This is a genomic window from Geodermatophilus bullaregiensis (assembly GCF_016907675.1).
In the GTDB taxonomy this organism is placed as follows: Bacteria; Actinomycetota; Actinomycetes; order Mycobacteriales; family Geodermatophilaceae; genus Geodermatophilus; species Geodermatophilus bullaregiensis.
Window position 1 is genome coordinate 1,408,736 of record NZ_JAFBCJ010000001.1, and the last position, 15,300, is coordinate 1,424,035.

At 76.7% G+C, this 15,300-nt stretch carries 18 protein-coding genes; 3 read left to right on the forward strand and 15 right to left on the reverse strand.

The annotated features are described in order from the left end of the window. Positions 1-74: 74 nt before the first annotated feature. Positions 75-1,019: a 30S ribosomal protein S2 gene (gene rpsB, locus JOD57_RS06520; RefSeq protein ID WP_204691144.1), complete on the reverse strand. Its 945-nt coding sequence runs from the start codon at positions 1,017-1,019 to the stop codon at positions 75-77. Between the two features lie 214 nt (positions 1,020-1,233). Here rpsB and JOD57_RS06525 point away from each other — a divergent pair, with 214 nt between their 5' ends. After that, entirely contained in the window at positions 1,234-1,839 is a 606-nt protein-coding gene (locus JOD57_RS06525) for a M23 family metallopeptidase (protein ID WP_307824513.1), read from the forward strand. Between the two features lie 42 nt (positions 1,840-1,881). On the opposite strand, the gene whiG is transcribed toward JOD57_RS06525, so the two are convergent. Together whiG and JOD57_RS06535 are read right to left on the reverse strand one after the other, a co-directional pair. Further along, a complete protein-coding gene (gene whiG / locus JOD57_RS06530) occupies positions 1,882-2,682 on the reverse strand; it encodes an RNA polymerase sigma factor WhiG (protein WP_204691145.1) in 801 nt (266 codons plus the stop codon). Between the two features lie 65 nt (positions 2,683-2,747). After that, positions 2,748-3,683 carry a tyrosine-type recombinase/integrase gene (locus JOD57_RS06535; RefSeq protein ID WP_204691146.1) on the reverse strand — a complete coding sequence of 312 codons (936 nt, stop codon included), beginning with the start codon at positions 3,681-3,683 and terminating at the stop codon, positions 2,748-2,750. Positions 3,684-3,928: 245 nt separating this feature from the next. On the opposite strand from JOD57_RS06535, the gene JOD57_RS06540 reads away from it, so the two are divergent. Continuing rightward, the gene (locus tag JOD57_RS06540; RefSeq protein ID WP_204691147.1) at positions 3,929-5,164 is read left to right on the forward strand and encodes an amidohydrolase family protein; all 1,236 of its coding nucleotides are present in this window, start codon (positions 3,929-3,931) and stop codon (positions 5,162-5,164) included. Between the two features lie 29 nt (positions 5,165-5,193). On the opposite strand, the gene dprA is transcribed toward JOD57_RS06540, so the two are convergent. The 3 genes from dprA to JOD57_RS06555 are packed head-to-tail and all read right to left on the reverse strand — an operon-like array spanning position 5,194 to position 8,335. Continuing rightward, on the reverse strand, positions 5,194-6,462 hold the full coding sequence (dprA, locus tag JOD57_RS06545; RefSeq protein WP_204691148.1) for a DNA-processing protein DprA: 1,269 nt from the start codon (positions 6,460-6,462) through the stop codon (positions 5,194-5,196). Next, the gene (locus tag JOD57_RS06550; RefSeq protein WP_204691149.1) at positions 6,459-7,979 is read right to left on the reverse strand and encodes a YifB family Mg chelatase-like AAA ATPase; all 1,521 of its coding nucleotides are present in this window, start codon (positions 7,977-7,979) and stop codon (positions 6,459-6,461) included. Before JOD57_RS06550 ends, dprA begins: the two co-directional genes overlap by 4 nt. After that, a complete protein-coding gene (locus JOD57_RS06555; protein WP_204691150.1) occupies positions 7,976-8,335 on the reverse strand; it encodes a YraN family protein in 360 nt (119 codons plus the stop codon). The genes JOD57_RS06550 and JOD57_RS06555 overlap by 4 nt, the downstream gene beginning before the upstream one ends. Positions 8,336-8,514: 179 nt before the next feature. Between JOD57_RS06555 and JOD57_RS27225 the strand changes: the two genes are divergently transcribed. Next, on the forward strand, positions 8,515-8,949 hold the full coding sequence (locus tag JOD57_RS27225) for an SDR family oxidoreductase (RefSeq protein WP_372440298.1): 435 nt from the start codon (positions 8,515-8,517) through the stop codon (positions 8,947-8,949). 465 nt (positions 8,950-9,414) lie between these two features. Here the strand turns inward: JOD57_RS27225 and JOD57_RS06565 are convergent, their stop codons facing one another. The 9 genes from JOD57_RS06565 to JOD57_RS06605 all read right to left on the reverse strand — a co-directional run bounded on the left by JOD57_RS06565 (position 9,415) and on the right by JOD57_RS06605 (position 15,300). After that, a complete protein-coding gene (locus tag JOD57_RS06565; RefSeq protein WP_029432918.1) occupies positions 9,415-9,735 on the reverse strand; it encodes a DUF2469 domain-containing protein in 321 nt (106 codons plus the stop codon). Next, positions 9,732-10,517 carry a ribonuclease HII gene (locus tag JOD57_RS06570; protein WP_204691152.1) on the reverse strand — a complete coding sequence of 262 codons (786 nt, stop codon included), beginning with the start codon at positions 10,515-10,517 and terminating at the stop codon, positions 9,732-9,734. The genes JOD57_RS06565 and JOD57_RS06570 overlap by 4 nt, the downstream gene beginning before the upstream one ends. Positions 10,518-10,737: 220 nt before the next feature. Beyond that, a complete protein-coding gene (locus JOD57_RS06575; RefSeq protein ID WP_307824514.1) occupies positions 10,738-11,454 on the reverse strand; it encodes a LuxR C-terminal-related transcriptional regulator in 717 nt (238 codons plus the stop codon). A 272-nt stretch (positions 11,455-11,726) separates the two neighbouring features. After that, positions 11,727-12,653 carry a signal peptidase I gene (gene lepB / locus JOD57_RS06580; RefSeq protein WP_204691153.1) on the reverse strand — a complete coding sequence of 309 codons (927 nt, stop codon included), beginning with the start codon at positions 12,651-12,653 and terminating at the stop codon, positions 11,727-11,729. Positions 12,654-12,720: 67 nt separating this feature from the next. Continuing rightward, positions 12,721-13,077 carry a 50S ribosomal protein L19 gene (gene rplS, locus JOD57_RS06585; RefSeq protein ID WP_204691154.1) on the reverse strand — a complete coding sequence of 119 codons (357 nt, stop codon included), beginning with the start codon at positions 13,075-13,077 and terminating at the stop codon, positions 12,721-12,723. Positions 13,078-13,262: 185 nt separating this feature from the next. Further along, positions 13,263-13,763 carry an NUDIX hydrolase gene (locus JOD57_RS06590; protein WP_204691155.1) on the reverse strand — a complete coding sequence of 167 codons (501 nt, stop codon included), beginning with the start codon at positions 13,761-13,763 and terminating at the stop codon, positions 13,263-13,265. Positions 13,764-13,770: 7 nt separating this feature from the next. Beyond that, entirely contained in the window at positions 13,771-14,511 is a 741-nt protein-coding gene (trmD, locus tag JOD57_RS06595; RefSeq protein ID WP_204691156.1) for a tRNA (guanosine(37)-N1)-methyltransferase TrmD, read from the reverse strand. Continuing rightward, entirely contained in the window at positions 14,508-15,023 is a 516-nt protein-coding gene (gene rimM / locus JOD57_RS06600; protein WP_307824940.1) for a ribosome maturation factor RimM, read from the reverse strand. The genes trmD and rimM overlap by 4 nt, the downstream gene beginning before the upstream one ends. 40 nt (positions 15,024-15,063) lie before the next feature. Continuing rightward, complete coding sequence (locus JOD57_RS06605; protein ID WP_106280128.1) at positions 15,064-15,300, reverse strand: RNA-binding protein; 237 nt, start codon at positions 15,298-15,300, stop codon at positions 15,064-15,066.

Below are 15,300 nucleotides of genomic sequence, written 5' to 3' on the forward strand. Positions count from 1 at the left end.
CTGGATGCGGGTGGGTGCGGACGTGCCGCGGCGCCGCTGCCCGGCCACGGGGGCTGGGCAGCGGCGCCGGCGGGTCAGCCGTTCTGGGCGCCCTGGGTGCCGGTGGACGTGTCGCCGGTGGCGGGCACGCCCTCGACGGGGGCGATCTCCTCGGCGGTCACGGCCGGCGGGGCGGCCGGGGTCTCCGGGAGCGGGGTGGCCTCGGCGGCGGTCGCCTCGGCGGCGCCGTCGGCCTGCCCGGTGAGCAGCTCGCGCTCCCAGTCCGGCAGCGGCTCGTCGCCACCGATGACCGGGGCGCCGCCCTCCTCGCGCCCGGCGTTGGCCTGCGCGGCCGAGCGGGCCATGAGGCCGTCGGCGACGGCGTCGGCGACCACGCGGGTCAGCACGGTGATGCTGCGGATCGCGTCGTCGTTGCCCGGGATCTTGAAGTCGACCTCGTCGGGGTCGCAGTTGGTGTCGAGGATCGCCACGACCGGGATGCCCAGCTTGCGGGCCTCGCCGACGGCGATGTGCTCCTTCTTCGTGTCGACGATCCAGATGGCGCTGGGCACCTTCTGCATGTCGCGGATGCCACCGAGGCTGCGCTCGAGCTTGGCCTTCTCGCGGGTCAGGCCGAGCTGCTCCTTCTTGGACAGGCTGACCAGCACGCCGGTCTGCTCCATGTCCTCGAGCTCCTTGAGCCGCTGGAGCCTCTTGTGCACGGTCTGGAAGTTGGTGAGCATGCCGCCCAGCCAGCGCTGGTTGACGTAGGGCATGCCGACCCGCTGCGCCTGCTCGGCGACGACCTCCTGCGCCTGGCGCTTGGTGCCGACGAAGAGGATCGAGCCGCCGTGGGCGACGGTCTGCTTGACGAACTCGTAGGCACTGTCGATGTACCCGAGCGTCTGCTGCAGGTCGATGATGTAGATGCCGTTGCGCTCGGTGAAGATGAAGCGCTTCATCTTCGGGTTCCAGCGACGGGTCTGGTGCCCGAAGTGGACGCCGCTGTCGAGCAGCTGCTTCATGCTGACGACTGCCATGTGCAGCCTTCCTGTCTGTGCGCACGGCCGACGGGCGGCCGCGCTCCTCGGTTGACGCGGGCGCCGGGTGGCGCACCGCCCTGGCGTCCAGCGGCGCCACCGACCCGGTGGGGACCGGGACCGAGGTGGGGCTGCCCCGCCGGAGCGGCGGGAGGAGGACGCGCGGAGTCGGCCCGCCGGAGCGGGCCGCACCGGACAGCATACGCCGCGGCCGGTGTGCCCCTCCCCCGCCGTCGGCGCCGTCCACAGCCCGGCGGCCTCGTCGTCCCGCGGCCGGGTGGACGGCGAGGCTCCCGGGGTGCCCGTCCTCGTGCCCGCCCGGCCCCTCGTCGCCGCGCTGCTCACGGTCGCCGCGGTCCTCGGGCCCGCTCCGGCGGTCGCCGAGCCCCCGTCCCCCGTCGCCGGCACCGCGGCGTGGACGTCCCCGCTCGGGGACCCGCCGGCGGTGACCCGGCCGTTCCAGCCGCCCGCGTCGCCGTACGGGCCCGGGCACCGGGGTGCCGACCTCGCCGGGGCGCCGGGGACCGTGGTCCGGGCCGCCGGCGACGGCGTGGTCGCCTTCGCCGGGATGGTGGCCGGGCGCCCGGTGGTGAGCGTGGACCACGCCGACGGGCTGCGGACGACCTACGAGCCGGTCGCGCCGGTGGTCGCCGCGGGCCAGGGGGTGGCCCGCGGCTCGCCGCTGGGCACCGTGCTGGCCGGTCACGAGGGCTGCCCGGCCGCGGCGTGCCTGCACTGGGGCCTGCGCCGCGCGGAGACCTACCTCGACCCGCTGGCGCTGCTGCGCCCGCCCGAGGTGCGGCTCCTGCCGCTGGGGTGACCCCACGCGTCCCCGGTGGAGCAGGGCCGGCGGCCGGGCGGCTCAGGCGATGTCGGCGAGCTTGGTGCGCAGGTGCAGGACGGCCTTGGTGTGCAGCTGGCAGATCCGGCTCTCGGTGACGCCGAGGACGCGGCCGATGTCGGCCAGGGTCAGGCCCTCGAAGTAGTAGAGGCTGACGACCACCTTCTCCCGCTCCGGCAGCTGCTCGACGGCGCGCGCGAGCATCTGGCGGGCCTCACCGTGCTCGGCGACGGCCTGGGGGTCGAGGGCGTTGGCGTCCTGCAGGGTGTCGACCAGCCGGGGCGCGCCGCCGTCGTCGTCGGTGAGCAGCTCGTCGAGGGCCACCACGTTGACCAGCGAGAGCTGCCCGAGGAACTTGCGGACCTCCTCGACGTCCATCTCCATCTCGGCGGCCACCTCCTCCTCGGTCGGGCTGCGCTGCAGCCGGGTCTCGAGGGCGGCGACGGTGCGCTCGAACTGGCGGGCCTTCATCCGCACCGACCGCGGGATCCAGTCGGTGCTACGGAGCTCGTCGATGATCGCGCCGCGGATGCGCGACATCGCGTAGCTCTCGAACTTGACCTCGCGCGAGGGCTGGTAGCGGGTGATGGCGTCGATCAGCCCGAAGGTGCCGTAGGAGACCAGGTCGGCGTGCTCGACGTGCGCGGGCAGGCCGCTGCCGACCCGGCCGGCGACGTACTTCACCAGTGGCGCGTAGTGCAGGATCAGCCGGTCGCGGAGGGCCGGGGCACGGTCGCTGACGTACTGCGCCCACAGTTCGGCGAGCGCTGCGTCGGCGTCCTCGTCGGACTCGCCGATCCGGTGGATGGTCGCCTCGGGCACGGTCTGCACTCCCGCTGGGAAATGGGCTCGCGGCCCGATGGACGTCGTTCGGGTGGGCACGACGGTCATGCCCGGGGGTGCGCCTGCGCGTGCACCGCGCGGAGGCGCTCGACCGTCACGTGCGTGTAGATCTGCGTCGTGGCGAGGCTAGCGTGGCCGAGCAGCTCCTGGACCGACCGCAGGTCGGCGCCGCCCTCGAGCACGTGGGTCGCCGCGGAGTGGCGCAGCCCGTGCGGGCCGACGTCTGGGGCGCCGGGCGCACGGGCCACGGCGGCGTGCACGGTGCGGCGGGCCTCGCGCGGGTCGAGCCGCCGGCCGCGCAGCCCCAGCAGCAGGGCCGGGCCGGAGTCCGCGGTGGCCAGGGCGGGGCGGCCGCGCGTCAGCCACTGGTCGAGCGCCCGCTCGGCCGGCGCGCCGTAGGGCACGCTGCGCTCCTTGCGACCCTTGCCGAGGACCCGCAGCAGCCGCCGGCCGCGGTCGACGTCGTCGACGTCCAGCCCGACCAGCTCGCTGACCCGGATGCCGCTGGCGTAGAGCAGCTCGAGGACGACGGCGTCGCGCAGGCCGGCCGGGTCGTCGGAGCCCCCGGCCGCCTCGACGACCGCGCGGGCCTGGTCGGGGGCGAGCACGTCGGGCAGCGTGCGGTGCGCCTTGGGGCTGACCAGGCGCAGGCCGACGTCCTCGGCGGTCACGCCCGACCGGCGCAGCCAGGCGGTGAACGACCGGGCGGCCGCGGCGCGGCGGGCGGTGGTCGCCCGGCTGGCCCCGCGGGTGCGGCCCTGGGCCAGCCAGCTGCGCAGGACGGCGAGGTCGAGCTCGCCGACCCCGGTGCCGCCCCGCCGGGCAAGGTGGTCGAGCAGCCAGACGGCGTCGGTGACGTAGCCCCGGACGGTGTGCCCGGAGAGGTCGCGCTCCTCGTGCAGCGCCCGCTCGTAGCCCTCGAGCGCCGCGGCGAGCGCCGGGGGCAGCGCGGCGCGGGCGTCGGCGGTGCGGGCGGTCACGCACCGACCGTCCGACGGCGTCCCCCGGCGGTCAAGCCGCCGCGCCGGTCGGTTGCCCGCGACAGGAGTCGGGCGCCACCGCCGCACCAGCCGTCGCGCGTCCCCGCGGACGGCGGGGTCGGCCCGGCCGTGCGGGGACCCCCGTGCGGGGACCCCCGCGCGAGGGCGTTGCGTGGGGGCGTCGCGAGGGGGCGTTGCGCCGGCCCGGCAGGACCCCCAGGCTCTGACCGGACGAGGGGGACGGGGTGGACGCGGCGACCGACAGCTTCCTGATCGAGGGCGCCCGGGTCTTCGACGGGCACCGGTTCCTGTCCCCCGGTGCGTTGCTGGTCGTCGAGGGGCGCATCGCCGCGGTCGACGCCCGGCTGACCCCGCCGGCCGGCACACCCGTCCTCGCGGCCCGCGGCGGCACCGTCCTCCCGGGCCTGGTCGACGCACACGTCCACGTGCACCCCGGCGCCCTGCAGACAGCGCTGCGGGCGGGCGTCACGACCGAGCTGGACATGTTCGCCGACCCGGCCCTCGTGCGCTCGCTCCGGCGGCAGGCGTCGTCCGACCCCGGGATGGCCGACCTGCGCTCGGCCGGGACCGGCGCCACGGCTCCCGGCGGGCACCCGACCGCGCTGGTCGACAGGGGCCTGCTGCTCCCCTTCCCCACCGTGGCGGGACCGCAGGACGCCGAGGCCTTCGTCGCGGACCGGGTCGCGGAGGGCTCCGACCACCTGAAGATCGTCCTCGAGGACGGCACCACCACCGGGCGCCCCTGCCCCTCGCTGACGGCCGACACGGTGCGGGCGCTGGTCCTCGCGGCGCACGCCCGGGGCCTGCTCGTCGTCGCGCACACGCTCACGCAGGCCCACGCGCTGCTGGCCGTCGACGCGGGCGTCGACGGGCTGGCCCACCTGTTCGTGGACGAGCCGGCGTCGGCGGAGTTCCTGGACGCCGCTGTGCGCCGGGACGTGTTCGTCGTCCCCACGCTGACCTCGCTGGCCGCGCGGGCGGGGCGGAGCCGGGGCCCGGCCCTGGCCGCCGACCCGGACCTCGGACCGGGCATCGACCACGGGCAGCGCACGCTGCTCGGGACGGCCTTCCCGGTCGGGCCGGGTGCGCGGGCCGACCTGGACGTCGCGACGTCGACGGTCGGCCGGCTGCACCGGGCCGGGGTGGCGCTGCTGGCCGGGACCGACGCGTCGAGCCCGGGCGTCGCCCACGGCGTCAGCCTGCACGACGAGCTCGTTCTGCTGGTGCAGGCCGGCCTGTCCCCGGCAGCGGCGCTCGCGGCGGCGACCAGCGCAGCGGCCACGGCCTTCCGCCTCGCCGACCGCGGCACCCTCGCACCGGGGAGGCGCGCGGACCTCGTGCTCGTCGACGGCGACCCCGGCCAGGACATCACCCGCACGCGGGCGATCACGGCGGTCTGGCGCGACGGCCGCCGGGCGACGGGACCGCAGGTCGTGCCCGCGCCGGGCCGGGCGCCCTGACGGTCCCCATGGTCGCGCAGGGGCCGGCCTCACCCGCCCGCGCCGCGGCCCTCCCTCCGCTCCGGCGGCGGGGCCAGTCGCCAGCCGGTGCCGGTCCACTGCACGAGGTCGGCCAGCTCCAGCGCCGGCAGCACCCGCAGCGCCTCCAGCGGGTCGCAGCCGGCGACGGCGGCCAGCCGCTCGGCGCTGACGCCGGCGCGGACTGGGCAGGCGTCGAGCACCCGCCTCGCCAGGTCGGAGAGGCCGTCGCGCGGGCCCGCGAGCCGCTCCGGTGGCTCGGCGAGGTCGGTCCCGATGCCGCCCACCGCCTCGACCACCTGCGCCGCGCCGGTCACCAGCCGCGCGCCCATCTCCTCGTCGCGCAGCAGCTCGTGGCAGCCGACCGACATCGCGCTGGTCACCGGACCCGGCACCACCAGCACCTCCTTGCCCAGCCCGCGCGCCCGCCGGGCCGTGGCCTGCGCGCCGGAGCGGGCGGCCGCCTCCACGACCACCGTGCCGCGGGTGAGCCCGGCGATCAGCCGGTTGCGCACGAGGAAGCGGTGCCGGTGCGGAGCCGCACCCGGCGGCCACTCACTGACCAGCAGGCCCCCCGTGTCGACGATGCGGGCGAACACCGCCGAGTGCGCCACCGGGTAGGGCCGGTCGACACCGCAGGCCAGCACGGCGACCGTCGGCGCGCCCGCGGCCAGGGCGCCGCGGTGCGCCGCCGCGTCGATGCCGTGGGCGCCACCGGACACCACGGTCCAGCCGCGCTCCCCCAGCTGATGGCCGAGCTCGGCGGCCACGTGCTCGCCGTAGGCGGTGGACGCCCGCGCGCCGACCACGGCCACCGAGCGGTCGGCCACCTCGTCGAGACGGGCGGTGCCGCGCACCCACAGCGCCACCGGCGGTACCAGCGCCGTCGTCCGGTCGGCCTGCTCGCGCTCCCCGTCGTGGGCGACGACGGCCACGGTGAGCGCGTGCAGCGGCAGCGCCGGCCACTCGTCGTCCTCGGGGACCACCAGGCGGGCACCGCAGCGCTCGGCGCGGCGCAGGTCGGCGAGGCTGCCGTCCTCCCCCGCGCGGGCGCCGACCAGCGCCCGGGCGTGCTCCGGGGCCGTCCCCGCCCGGAGGGCCCGCACGGCCGCGACCGGCCCGACGTCGTCGACCCAGCGCCACAGGCCGACCGAGCCCGGTTCGGCCGCGCGGGTCAGCCACGCCCGCGCCCGCCGGACGCCCGGGACGGCCCCGCCCTCGACCGCCGGCGGCCCGGCGAGCGCCTCCTCGAGGTCCTCGTCGAGGGTCGGGGCGGTCACGCCGCCACCCGCTGCAGCCGCATCCCGAGCGCCTCGGCCACGTCGTCGCCGTCGGGGACCGTGCGCCCGCCGAGGTCGGCCAGCGTCCAGGCGACCCGGAGCACCCGGTCCAGGCCACGGACCGACAGCACCCCGCGGTCGAGCGCCCGCTCGGCCAGCGCCAGCGCCGGCCGGGGCACCGCCCACCGCTCGCGCAGCAACCGGCCGGGCACCTGGCTGTTGAGCGTCAGGCCCGTGCCGCCCAGCCGGGCCGCGGCCGCCGCCCGCGCGGCCGCCACCCGGGCGGACACCCGGGCGGTCGACTCCGGCGGCTCACCGCCGCCCAGCCAGGCCGCGCGGGTGACCGGGGGCAACTCGACCCGCAGGTCGATGCGGTCGAGCAGCGGGCCCGACAGGCGGGCCTGGTAGCGGCGCCGCTCCAGCGGACTGCACGTGCAGGCGGCGTCCCCCGCCGCGCGGGCGCAGGGGCACGGGTTGGCGGCCAGCACCAGCTGTGCGCGGCAGGGGAAGGTCGCCGACCCCGCGGCGCGGGCGATGGTGACCGCGCCCCGCTCCAGCGGCTGGCGCAGCGTGTCCAGGGTCGACCGGGGGAACTCCGGCGCCTCGTCGAGGAAGAGCACGCCCCGGTGGGCCCGGCAGAGGGCGCCGGGACGGATGGCGCCCGAGCCGCCGCCGACCAGCGCCGCCATCGTCGCCGAGTGGTGCGGCGCCTCGAACGGCGGCCGGCTCACCAGGGGCGACCCGGGCGGCAGCGTGCCGGCGACGGAGTGGATGGCGGTGACCTCCAGGGCGGCCCGCTCGTCCAGGACGGGCAGCAGTCCGGGCAGGCGCTCGGCGAGCATCGTCTTGCCCGCGCCCGGCGGCCCGGTGAGGTACAGGTGGTGACCGCCGGCCGCCGCCACCTCGACCGCCCGCCGCCCGGCGGCCTGACCGACGACGTCGCCGAGGTCGGGCGCCGGCGCCGGCGCGGGCAGCGGGCCGCGGACGTGCGGGGACAGGCGGGCGCGGCCGGACAGGTGGGCCACCAGGTCGCCGAGGGTGGCGGCCGGCAGGACCTCGAGGCCGTGCACGAGCGCGGCCTCCTCCGCGTTGCCGGCCGGGACGACGACGGCGCCGTGCCCGGCCGCCGCGGCCGCCAGCACCGCCGGCAGGACGCCCCGGACCGCCCGCACCGAGCCGTCCAGCCCGAGCTCACCGAGCAGGACCAGCCCGTCGGCGGCGTCGGCGGGGACGGTGCCGGCGGCGGCGAGGACGGCGGCGGCCAGCGCCAGGTCGAAGCCGCTCCCCTGCTTGGGCATCGAAGCCGGGGACAGCCCGATGGTGATGCGGCGCAGCGGCCAGGCCGCGCCGGTGTTCACCACCGCCGCCCGGACGCGGTCGACCGACTGGCGCACCACGGCGTCGGGCAGGCCGACCAGCACCACCCCCGGCATCCCGGCGGACATGTCCACCTCGACCTCGACCATCGCGCCGGTGACCCCGGACAGGCCGACCGACCAGGTGCGCGCGAGCGTCACGAGAACGCCCCGCGCAGGTGCGTCACCAGGGGCGGGCGCTCCGGCCGCACCAGCACGCCGACCACGTCGAAGCGCAGGTCGGGAGCGTGGTGGTCGTGAGCGGCGAGCCAGCGTTGGGCCAGGGTGCGCAGGCGCCGCTGCTTGGCCGCCGTGACCGCCTCGACCGGGTGGCCGAAACCGGTGGCGCGGCGGGTCTTGACCTCGCAGAAGACGATCGCCGTCCCGTCGCGGGCGACGATGTCGAGCTCCCCGTCGCGGCAGCGCCAGTTGCGGTCGAGGACGCGCAGCCCGGCGTCGGTGAGGTAGGTCGCGGCGACGGACTCGCCGTGGCTGCCAAGTTCGGTGGTCGTGGACACCCGCCGACCGTGACCCGGCCGACGACCCGCGAGCGGCCCGCACGGAGATCTGTGGACGGCGCAGCGGCCTGTGGAGGGGCCCTCCGCTCCTGTCGGTCCGCAGCCACAGGCTCCTCCCGTCGCCGCGTCCCGTCCCGTCCGGGTTCGGCAGGGAGGGGTGGGTCGCCGTGATCCTGGTCGTGGGTGCCACCGGACAGCTGGGCCACCAGGTCGTCCGGCAGCTCAGGGCGCGGGGCCGTCCGGTGCGGGCGGTCGTGCGGCGGCCGGCCGCCGCGCAGGACGTCGCCGCGACCGGCGCGGGACTCGTGGCGGCCGACCTGCGGGAGCCGGGGACGCTCGACCGGGCGCTGGCCGGCGTCCGCACCGTCGTCGCGACGGCGGACGTGGTCACGCCGACACGGGCCGGCGACACGCACGCCGCCGGGGCCCGGTCCGGGCGGAGCTCCGGGCCGAGGAGCGACTCGCGGCGTCCACGCTGTCGTGGGTGTCGCTGCGGCCGGCGCCGTCCACCGAGGTGTGGCTGGCGCTCGTCGGCAGCTCCCTCCCGCTCCGGGACGAGCCGCGCGCGACGGTGTCGCGGCCTCATGTGTTTCTGCAGCGGTTCCGCCGCCTGACCGGTCGCAGCATCGACGACCACGGCCTGGTGCTCCTGCCCGGACCGGCGTGCGCACGGCACGCGTTCATCTCGGTGCACGACGTCGCCCGGCTCGTGGTCGCGGCGGTGGACGCCCCCGACCTCGACGGCACCGTGGACGTCGGCGGCCCCGAGGTCGGAACGTGGGCCGACGTCGCCCGGCTCTTCGAGGAGGTGCCGGGCCGGCGGGTCCACGTGCCGCGCACACCCGCCACCGTCCACGCCGTCGCCCAGCGCGCGTTGGCGTCCGTGGCGCCGGCCGCGGCCACCGTCATGGGCCTCGACCGCCGTCTGGCGTGCCTGCAGGCCCCCGTGGGACACCGGCGAGCTGACCCGGCGACCGGACCTGGAGCGGATGCGCACGGTGGCGGAGGTGCTGCGCGAGGAGGCGCCCGCCCCGGCCGCCACCCGACCCGGCAGCGGGCGGCCGGGCGTGGCGGACCGATCAGGGCAGCCGGGGCCCGTCGGGCAGCTCGAGGTCGGGCTTGTCCAGCTCCTCGACGTTGACGTCCTTGAACGTCAGGACGCGGACGTTGCGCACGAAGCGCGCCGGCCGGTACATGTCCCAGACCCACGCGTCGGACAGCTTGAGCTCGAAGAACACCTCGCCGCCGGCCTCGCGGACCTGCAGGTCGACGGAGTTGGCGAGGTAGAAGCGCCGCTCGGTCTCCACCACGTAGGTGAACTGCCGGACGATGTCCCGGTACTCGCGATAGAGCTGCAGCTCCATCTCGGTCTCGTACTTCTCCAGGTCCTCGGTGCTCATCGAGGCTCTCCGGACACAGCGCGCATGTGCCCATCATCGACCATGCCGCCGGGACCGGTCAGCTGGAGCTCCCGACCGGCGTGTGCGTCGCGGGCGCGGACCACGTTGACGAAGCGGGACCGGTGCTCGGGGCAGGGGCCGTGACGCTCCAGCGCGGCGGTGTGCGCCTCGGTCGTGTAGCCCTTGTGCACCGCGAAGTCGTACTGCGGGAAGCGCTCGTGCAGGTCGAGCATGATCCGGTCCCGCGTCACCTTGGCCAGCACGGACGCCGCGGCCACGCAGGCGGCCACGCGGTCGCCCTTCCAGACGGCGAGGTTCGGCCGTCCCAGCCCGGGCACGACGAACCCGTCGGTGAGCACGTAGTCGGCCGGGGGGTCGAGCGCGACCACCGCGCGGCGCAGCGCCTCGAGGTTGGTCACGTGCATGCCGCGCGCGTCGAGCTCGGCCACCGGGATCACCACGACCGACCAGGCGAGCGCGCGGTCGACGACCTCGTCGTGGACCCGGTCGCGGGCGGCGGCGGTCAGCAGCTTGGAGTCGGCCAGCCCGGGGACGCGGCCGCGCCGGCCGGCGGGCAGGATGCACGCCGCGGCGACGAGCGGCCCGGCGCAGGCACCGCGCCCGGCCTCGTCGGCACCGGCCACGGCGGCGAACCCGCGGCGGCGCAGCGAGCGCTCCATGTCCCAGAGGGCGTCGGTGCGCTCCTCGAGCGGGGAGGGACGGCGGGTGCGGGCGGTCGGTGCCGCGGAGACCCGGTGCGGGAGGGGAAGACGGCCGGCCATCGCCGTCCGACAGTACGACGGTGCCGGGTCGGTCCGGAGGGCCGGCCGCCGGACGGCCGCGGGCCGGTCCCCGGGGGCAGAGGGGACCGGCCCGCGGACCGGAGCCGGGCCCGGGAGGGCGCGCGGCGGGGCACCCGTGCGGGCCGCCGAGGAGGCGGGCGGTCCGGTTGGGGTGCGCCGGGCCCGGCGCGGTGACGCGCCGGGCCCGGGCGTCGGTGGGTCAGACCTCGGCCGGGGCCGGGGCGGTCAGGCCGTGGGCGCCGCAGGTGCAGGTGCCCGAGCTGCGCGACGAGAGGACCAGCGAGACCGCGTGGGCCCGGTCGCGGGCACCCAGCTTGCGCAGGATCGCCTTGACGTGCGACTTGACCGTGTCCTCGCTGATGAAGAGGTTGCGGCCGATCTGGCGGTTGGACTGGCCCTGGAGCAGCTCGTCGAGGACGTCGGACTCGCGACGGGTCAGCGGCACCTCGGGCGTCAGCGGCTTGCCGACCGGCGTGGCCGAGGGCTCGACCCGGCGGATCTGCGGGTCGACCACGGTGCGGCCGGCGCGGACGGCCAGGACGGCCCAGCCGAGCAAGGTCGGAGAGGTGTTGAGCATCAGGTAGCCGCGGACACCGGCGGCGATCGCCTCGTTGACCACGGCGGGGTCCTCGGAGGTCGCCAGGGCCACGATGGCCACCCGCGGGAAGCGACGGCGCAGGTCGCGGACGACGTTGAGGGTGGCGGCGCGGCCGGCGCCCATCTCCACGACCACGGCGTCGGGACGGGCGGTCTCCACCAGGGTCAGCCCGCGGCGCAGCTCCCCCGGGGTGCCGACCGACTGCATGCCGGCGGTCTCGTTGATCATGCTGATCAGACCACGGCGCAGGACGGGGGCGTCGGCGAGGACGAGGACGCGGGTGACGCCTCGGGCGGCGCTCGCCATGGGTGCGGACACGACGTACTCCATTTCGGTGGACCGAGTTGCTCTCGAACACCTCATCGGAGTGGAATGGTGCTTGCTTGAACACTTTCCGAGGATTTCTCCAAAGAATGTCCGGCGGGCGACAATGCACCGGCCTCGCCACAGGAGAAACACCGACCGGTGACCGGTCGGCCGATCGTCGACATGGTGACGCCATTTCGGAAATGGCGGCGGAACGGTCGCGGGCACGGACGATGACGGCGTCGCCCCCGGGGGACGACGCCGTCGCGGTGCGGGTGCGGGGCTCAGCCGGGCCGGTGCCGGGCCGCGCGGCGCGACCGCCGTCGGTGGTGCCAGACGGTCACGGGGAGCGCGCCGACCAGGCCGGCCCCCAGCGGCAGCACCGACGCCACGGGGTGTGCGGTGCCGGCCGAGCCGGACGGGCGTGCCGCCGACGCCCCGACGTCCTGGATGTCGGGGTCGTCGAGGGTGCCGAAGCGGTTCACCGGCCAGACGATGAGGGCCGCCTTGCCGATGACGTCGTCCACGGCGATGGTGCCGCTGTAGCGGTCATCGACGTGCGAGCGCGAGTCGGCGGAGGCCGAGCGGTGGTCGCCCATCACCCACAGCCGGCCCTCGGGCACGGTCACCGCGTCGAACGCGCGGCTCTCGGGCGGGGTGTCCTGGTAGACGTAGGGCTCGTCGAGGGGCTGGCCGTCGACGGTCACCCGGCCCTCGGCGTCGCAGCACTCCACGGTCTGGCCGCCGGTGGCGATGACCCGCTTGACGTAGTCGTCCTCGCTCGGCGGCGCGACGCCCACGGTGCGGCCCAGCCACAGCAGGGCGCCGGTGAACCAGTTCGCCGGCTCGTCGACCTCGACCTCCGGCGCCCAGGTGTCGGGGCCCCGGAAGACGACGATGTCGCCGGGCTCGGGCTCGCCGAACCAGTACGGCACCTTGTTCACCAGCACCCGGTCACCGGTGCAGCCGGGACAGCCGTGCAGCGTCTGCTCCATCGACCCGGAGGGGATGAAGAACGCCTGCGCGAAGAAGGTCTTGACCACCAGCGCCAGCACGAAGGCCACCAGCAGCAGCACCGGCAGCTCGCGCAGCAGCGAGCTCTCCGGCTTCTCGCGCCGGCGGCGGGACCGGCGGCCGGTGTCCTCCGCTCCGGGCGGGGACTGGTCCCCCGGGACGACGTCGGCGGGCTCCCCGGACCGGTCGCTGCTCATCGGGAGCCAGCGTACGGCCGCGGGGAGTCCGCCGCGGTCAGGCCGGGTCGAGCCGGCCAGGAGGTCCTCAGCGCGCGACGGGCTCGCGACGCTCCTTGATCTTGGCGGCCTTGCCGCGCAGCTCGCGGAGGTAGTACAGCTTGGCGCGGCGGACGTCACCGCGGGTCACGACCTCGATCCTCTCGACGACCGGGGTGTGCACCGGGAAGGTGCGCTCGACACCCACGCCGAAGCTCACCTTGCGGACGGTGAAGGTCTCGCGGATGCCACCGCCCTGGCGGCGGATGACCACGCCCTGGAAGACCTGGATGCGCGACCGGTTGCCCTCGACGACGCGGACGTGCACCTTGACGGTGTCCCCCGGGCGGAACGTGGGGATGTCGTCGCGCAGCGAGTCGGCGTCGAGTACGTCCAGGGTGTTCATCGCAGCATTCCTCGGTCTCAGCAGTGGCTCGTCATCGGACCGGGCAGCGGGGTGCCCCGCGCTCGGGTCCAGGTGGCTGCGACTCCGGGAGGGAGCGCCCGTCGGCGGGCGCCTCCGGTCTGCAGCAGCTCTCTACTGTGCCACATCCTCACCGGGCTGCCGAGGCTGCCCCGGGGACGGGCGGCTCAGTCGACCACCCGTGGCGGCCGCCGCCACGGCCGGGCGAGCACCTCGGGCAGCACCGCGGCCAGCTCGCGCGGCGCGAACTCCTCACCGCTGGCGACGATCTCGCCGACCGACCACCAGCGGTGCGGCTCCTCCCCCAGCAGCTCCAGCTCGGTGCGCCCGGCCGGGTCGACCTCGTGCACCACGTCGCGCAGGACGAAGAAGGTCTCCCGCGAGTCGACGTCGACCCCGGCGAAGGCACCGACGTGCCGGCGGAACCACACCGGGCCCTCGAGCGCCGCGGGCTCGACGACCAGGCCGATCTCCTCGGCCAGCTCCCGGGCGGCGGCCTGCCGGACGCTCTCGCCGTCCTCCACCCCGCCGCCGGGGGTGTACCAGAACAGCACGTCGCCGGGCGGGACGGCGGGGTCGGTCAGCCGCGCGCCGAGCAGGAGCACCCGGCCGGCGGGATCGAGGACGACGACCCGCGCGGTGGGCCGGACGACCGCTCGCCCCCCCACCCGCTTCTCAGGCACCGTCGAGCACGGCCCGGTCGGCCGGCGAGAGGGCGTCCCCGGGGAGTGCGGCGAGCAGGTCCGGACGCCGCGCCGCCGTCCGCCGCAGCGCCTCCGCCCGCCGCCACCGGGCGATCGCCGCGTGGTCGCCGGAGAGCAGCACCGGCGGGACGTCGAGCCCGCGCCACGAGGCCGGCCGGGTGTAGGAGGGCCCCTCGAGCAGCCCGTCGGTGTGCGAGTCGTACTCGACGGACTCGCGGTTGCCGACGACGCCGGGCAGCAGCCGGGTCACCGCCTCGACCATCACCAGCACCGCCGACTCGCCACCGGCCAGCACGTAGTCGCCGATCGAGACCTCCGAGACCGGCCCGGACGCCGCGGCCCACTCGGCCACCCGCTGGTCGATGCCCTCGTAGCGCCCACAGGCGAAGACCAGGCCGGGCTCGGCGGCCCACTTGGCGGCCACGGCCTGGGTGAAGGGCCGCCCGGCCGGGGTCGGCACGACCAGGCGGGTGCCGGGCGGGCGGACGGCCTCCAGGGCGCGGGCCCACGGCTCCGGGCGCATGACCATGCCGGGGCCGCCGCCGTAGGGGGCGTCGTCGACGGTGCGGTGGACGTCGTCGGTCCACTGCCGCAGGTCGTGCACGCCGATGGCGACCAGGCCGCGCTCGGCGGCCTTGCCCAGCAGCGACTGCCGCAGCGGGGCGAGGTACTCGGGGAAGATCGTGACGACGTCGACCCGGTACGCGCTCACAGGTCGAGCAGCCCCTCGGGCGGGTCGACGACGACGACGCCGCCGGCCAGGTCGACCGTGGGCACGATCGCCGCGACGAAGGGGACCAGCAGCTCGCGGCCCCCGTCCCGGGCGACGACGAGCAGGTCGGCGCCCTCGTGGCGCACCGCGGTGACGGTGCCCAGCGCCGAGCCGTCGGTCAGCCGGGCGGCCAGCCCGACGAGCTGGTGGTCGTAGTAGGCGTCGGGGTCCTCGAGCTCGGGCAGGTCGGCGACCGGCACGTGCAGCTCGGTGTCGCGCAGCTCCTCGGCCGCCTCGCGGCTGTCGACCGGCGAGCCGTCGGGGCGCTCGATGCTCAGCAGCAGCACCTCGCGGTGCCAGCGGGCGCCGGCCACGGTCAGCGGGCCGCGCGCGGCGGGCTCGGTGCGCAGGACGGCGCCGGGGACGAAGCGGTCGTCCGGGTCGTCGGTGCGGACCTCGACGGTCACCTCACCACGGACACCGTGGGGCCGGCCGATGCGGCCGACCACCACGGTGTCGGGTGGGTCCTGTGCGTCCAAGGGACGGCGGCGCTCAGCGCCCGTCGGTGTCGACGACGTCGACCCGCACACCGCGGCCGCCCACGCCGGCCATGACCGTCCGCAGCGCCTTGGCGGTGCGGCCGCCGCGGCCGATCACCTTGCCGAGGTCGTCGGGGTGGACCCGGACCTCGAGGGTCTTGCCGCGGCGCCCGCCGACCATGTCGACGGTGACGTCACGCGGGTGGTCGACGATGCCCTTGACCAGGTGCTCGAGCGCCTCTTCGAGCAC

Coding starts and splice junctions, on each gene's coding strand:
- lepB (WP_204691153.1), bottom strand. CDS start 12,653: ATGAGCAGCGACCGGTCCGGGGAGCCCGCCGACGTCGTCCCGGGGGAC.
- JOD57_RS06565 (WP_029432918.1), bottom strand. CDS start 9,735: ATGAGCACCGAGGACCTGGAGAAGTACGAGACCGAGATGGAGCTGCAG.
- rplS (WP_204691154.1), bottom strand. CDS start 13,077: ATGAACACCCTGGACGTACTCGACGCCGACTCGCTGCGCGACGACATC.
- JOD57_RS06570 (WP_204691152.1), bottom strand. CDS start 10,517: ATGGCCGGCCGTCTTCCCCTCCCGCACCGGGTCTCCGCGGCACCGACC.
- rpsB (WP_204691144.1), bottom strand. CDS start 1,019: ATGGCAGTCGTCAGCATGAAGCAGCTGCTCGACAGCGGCGTCCACTTC.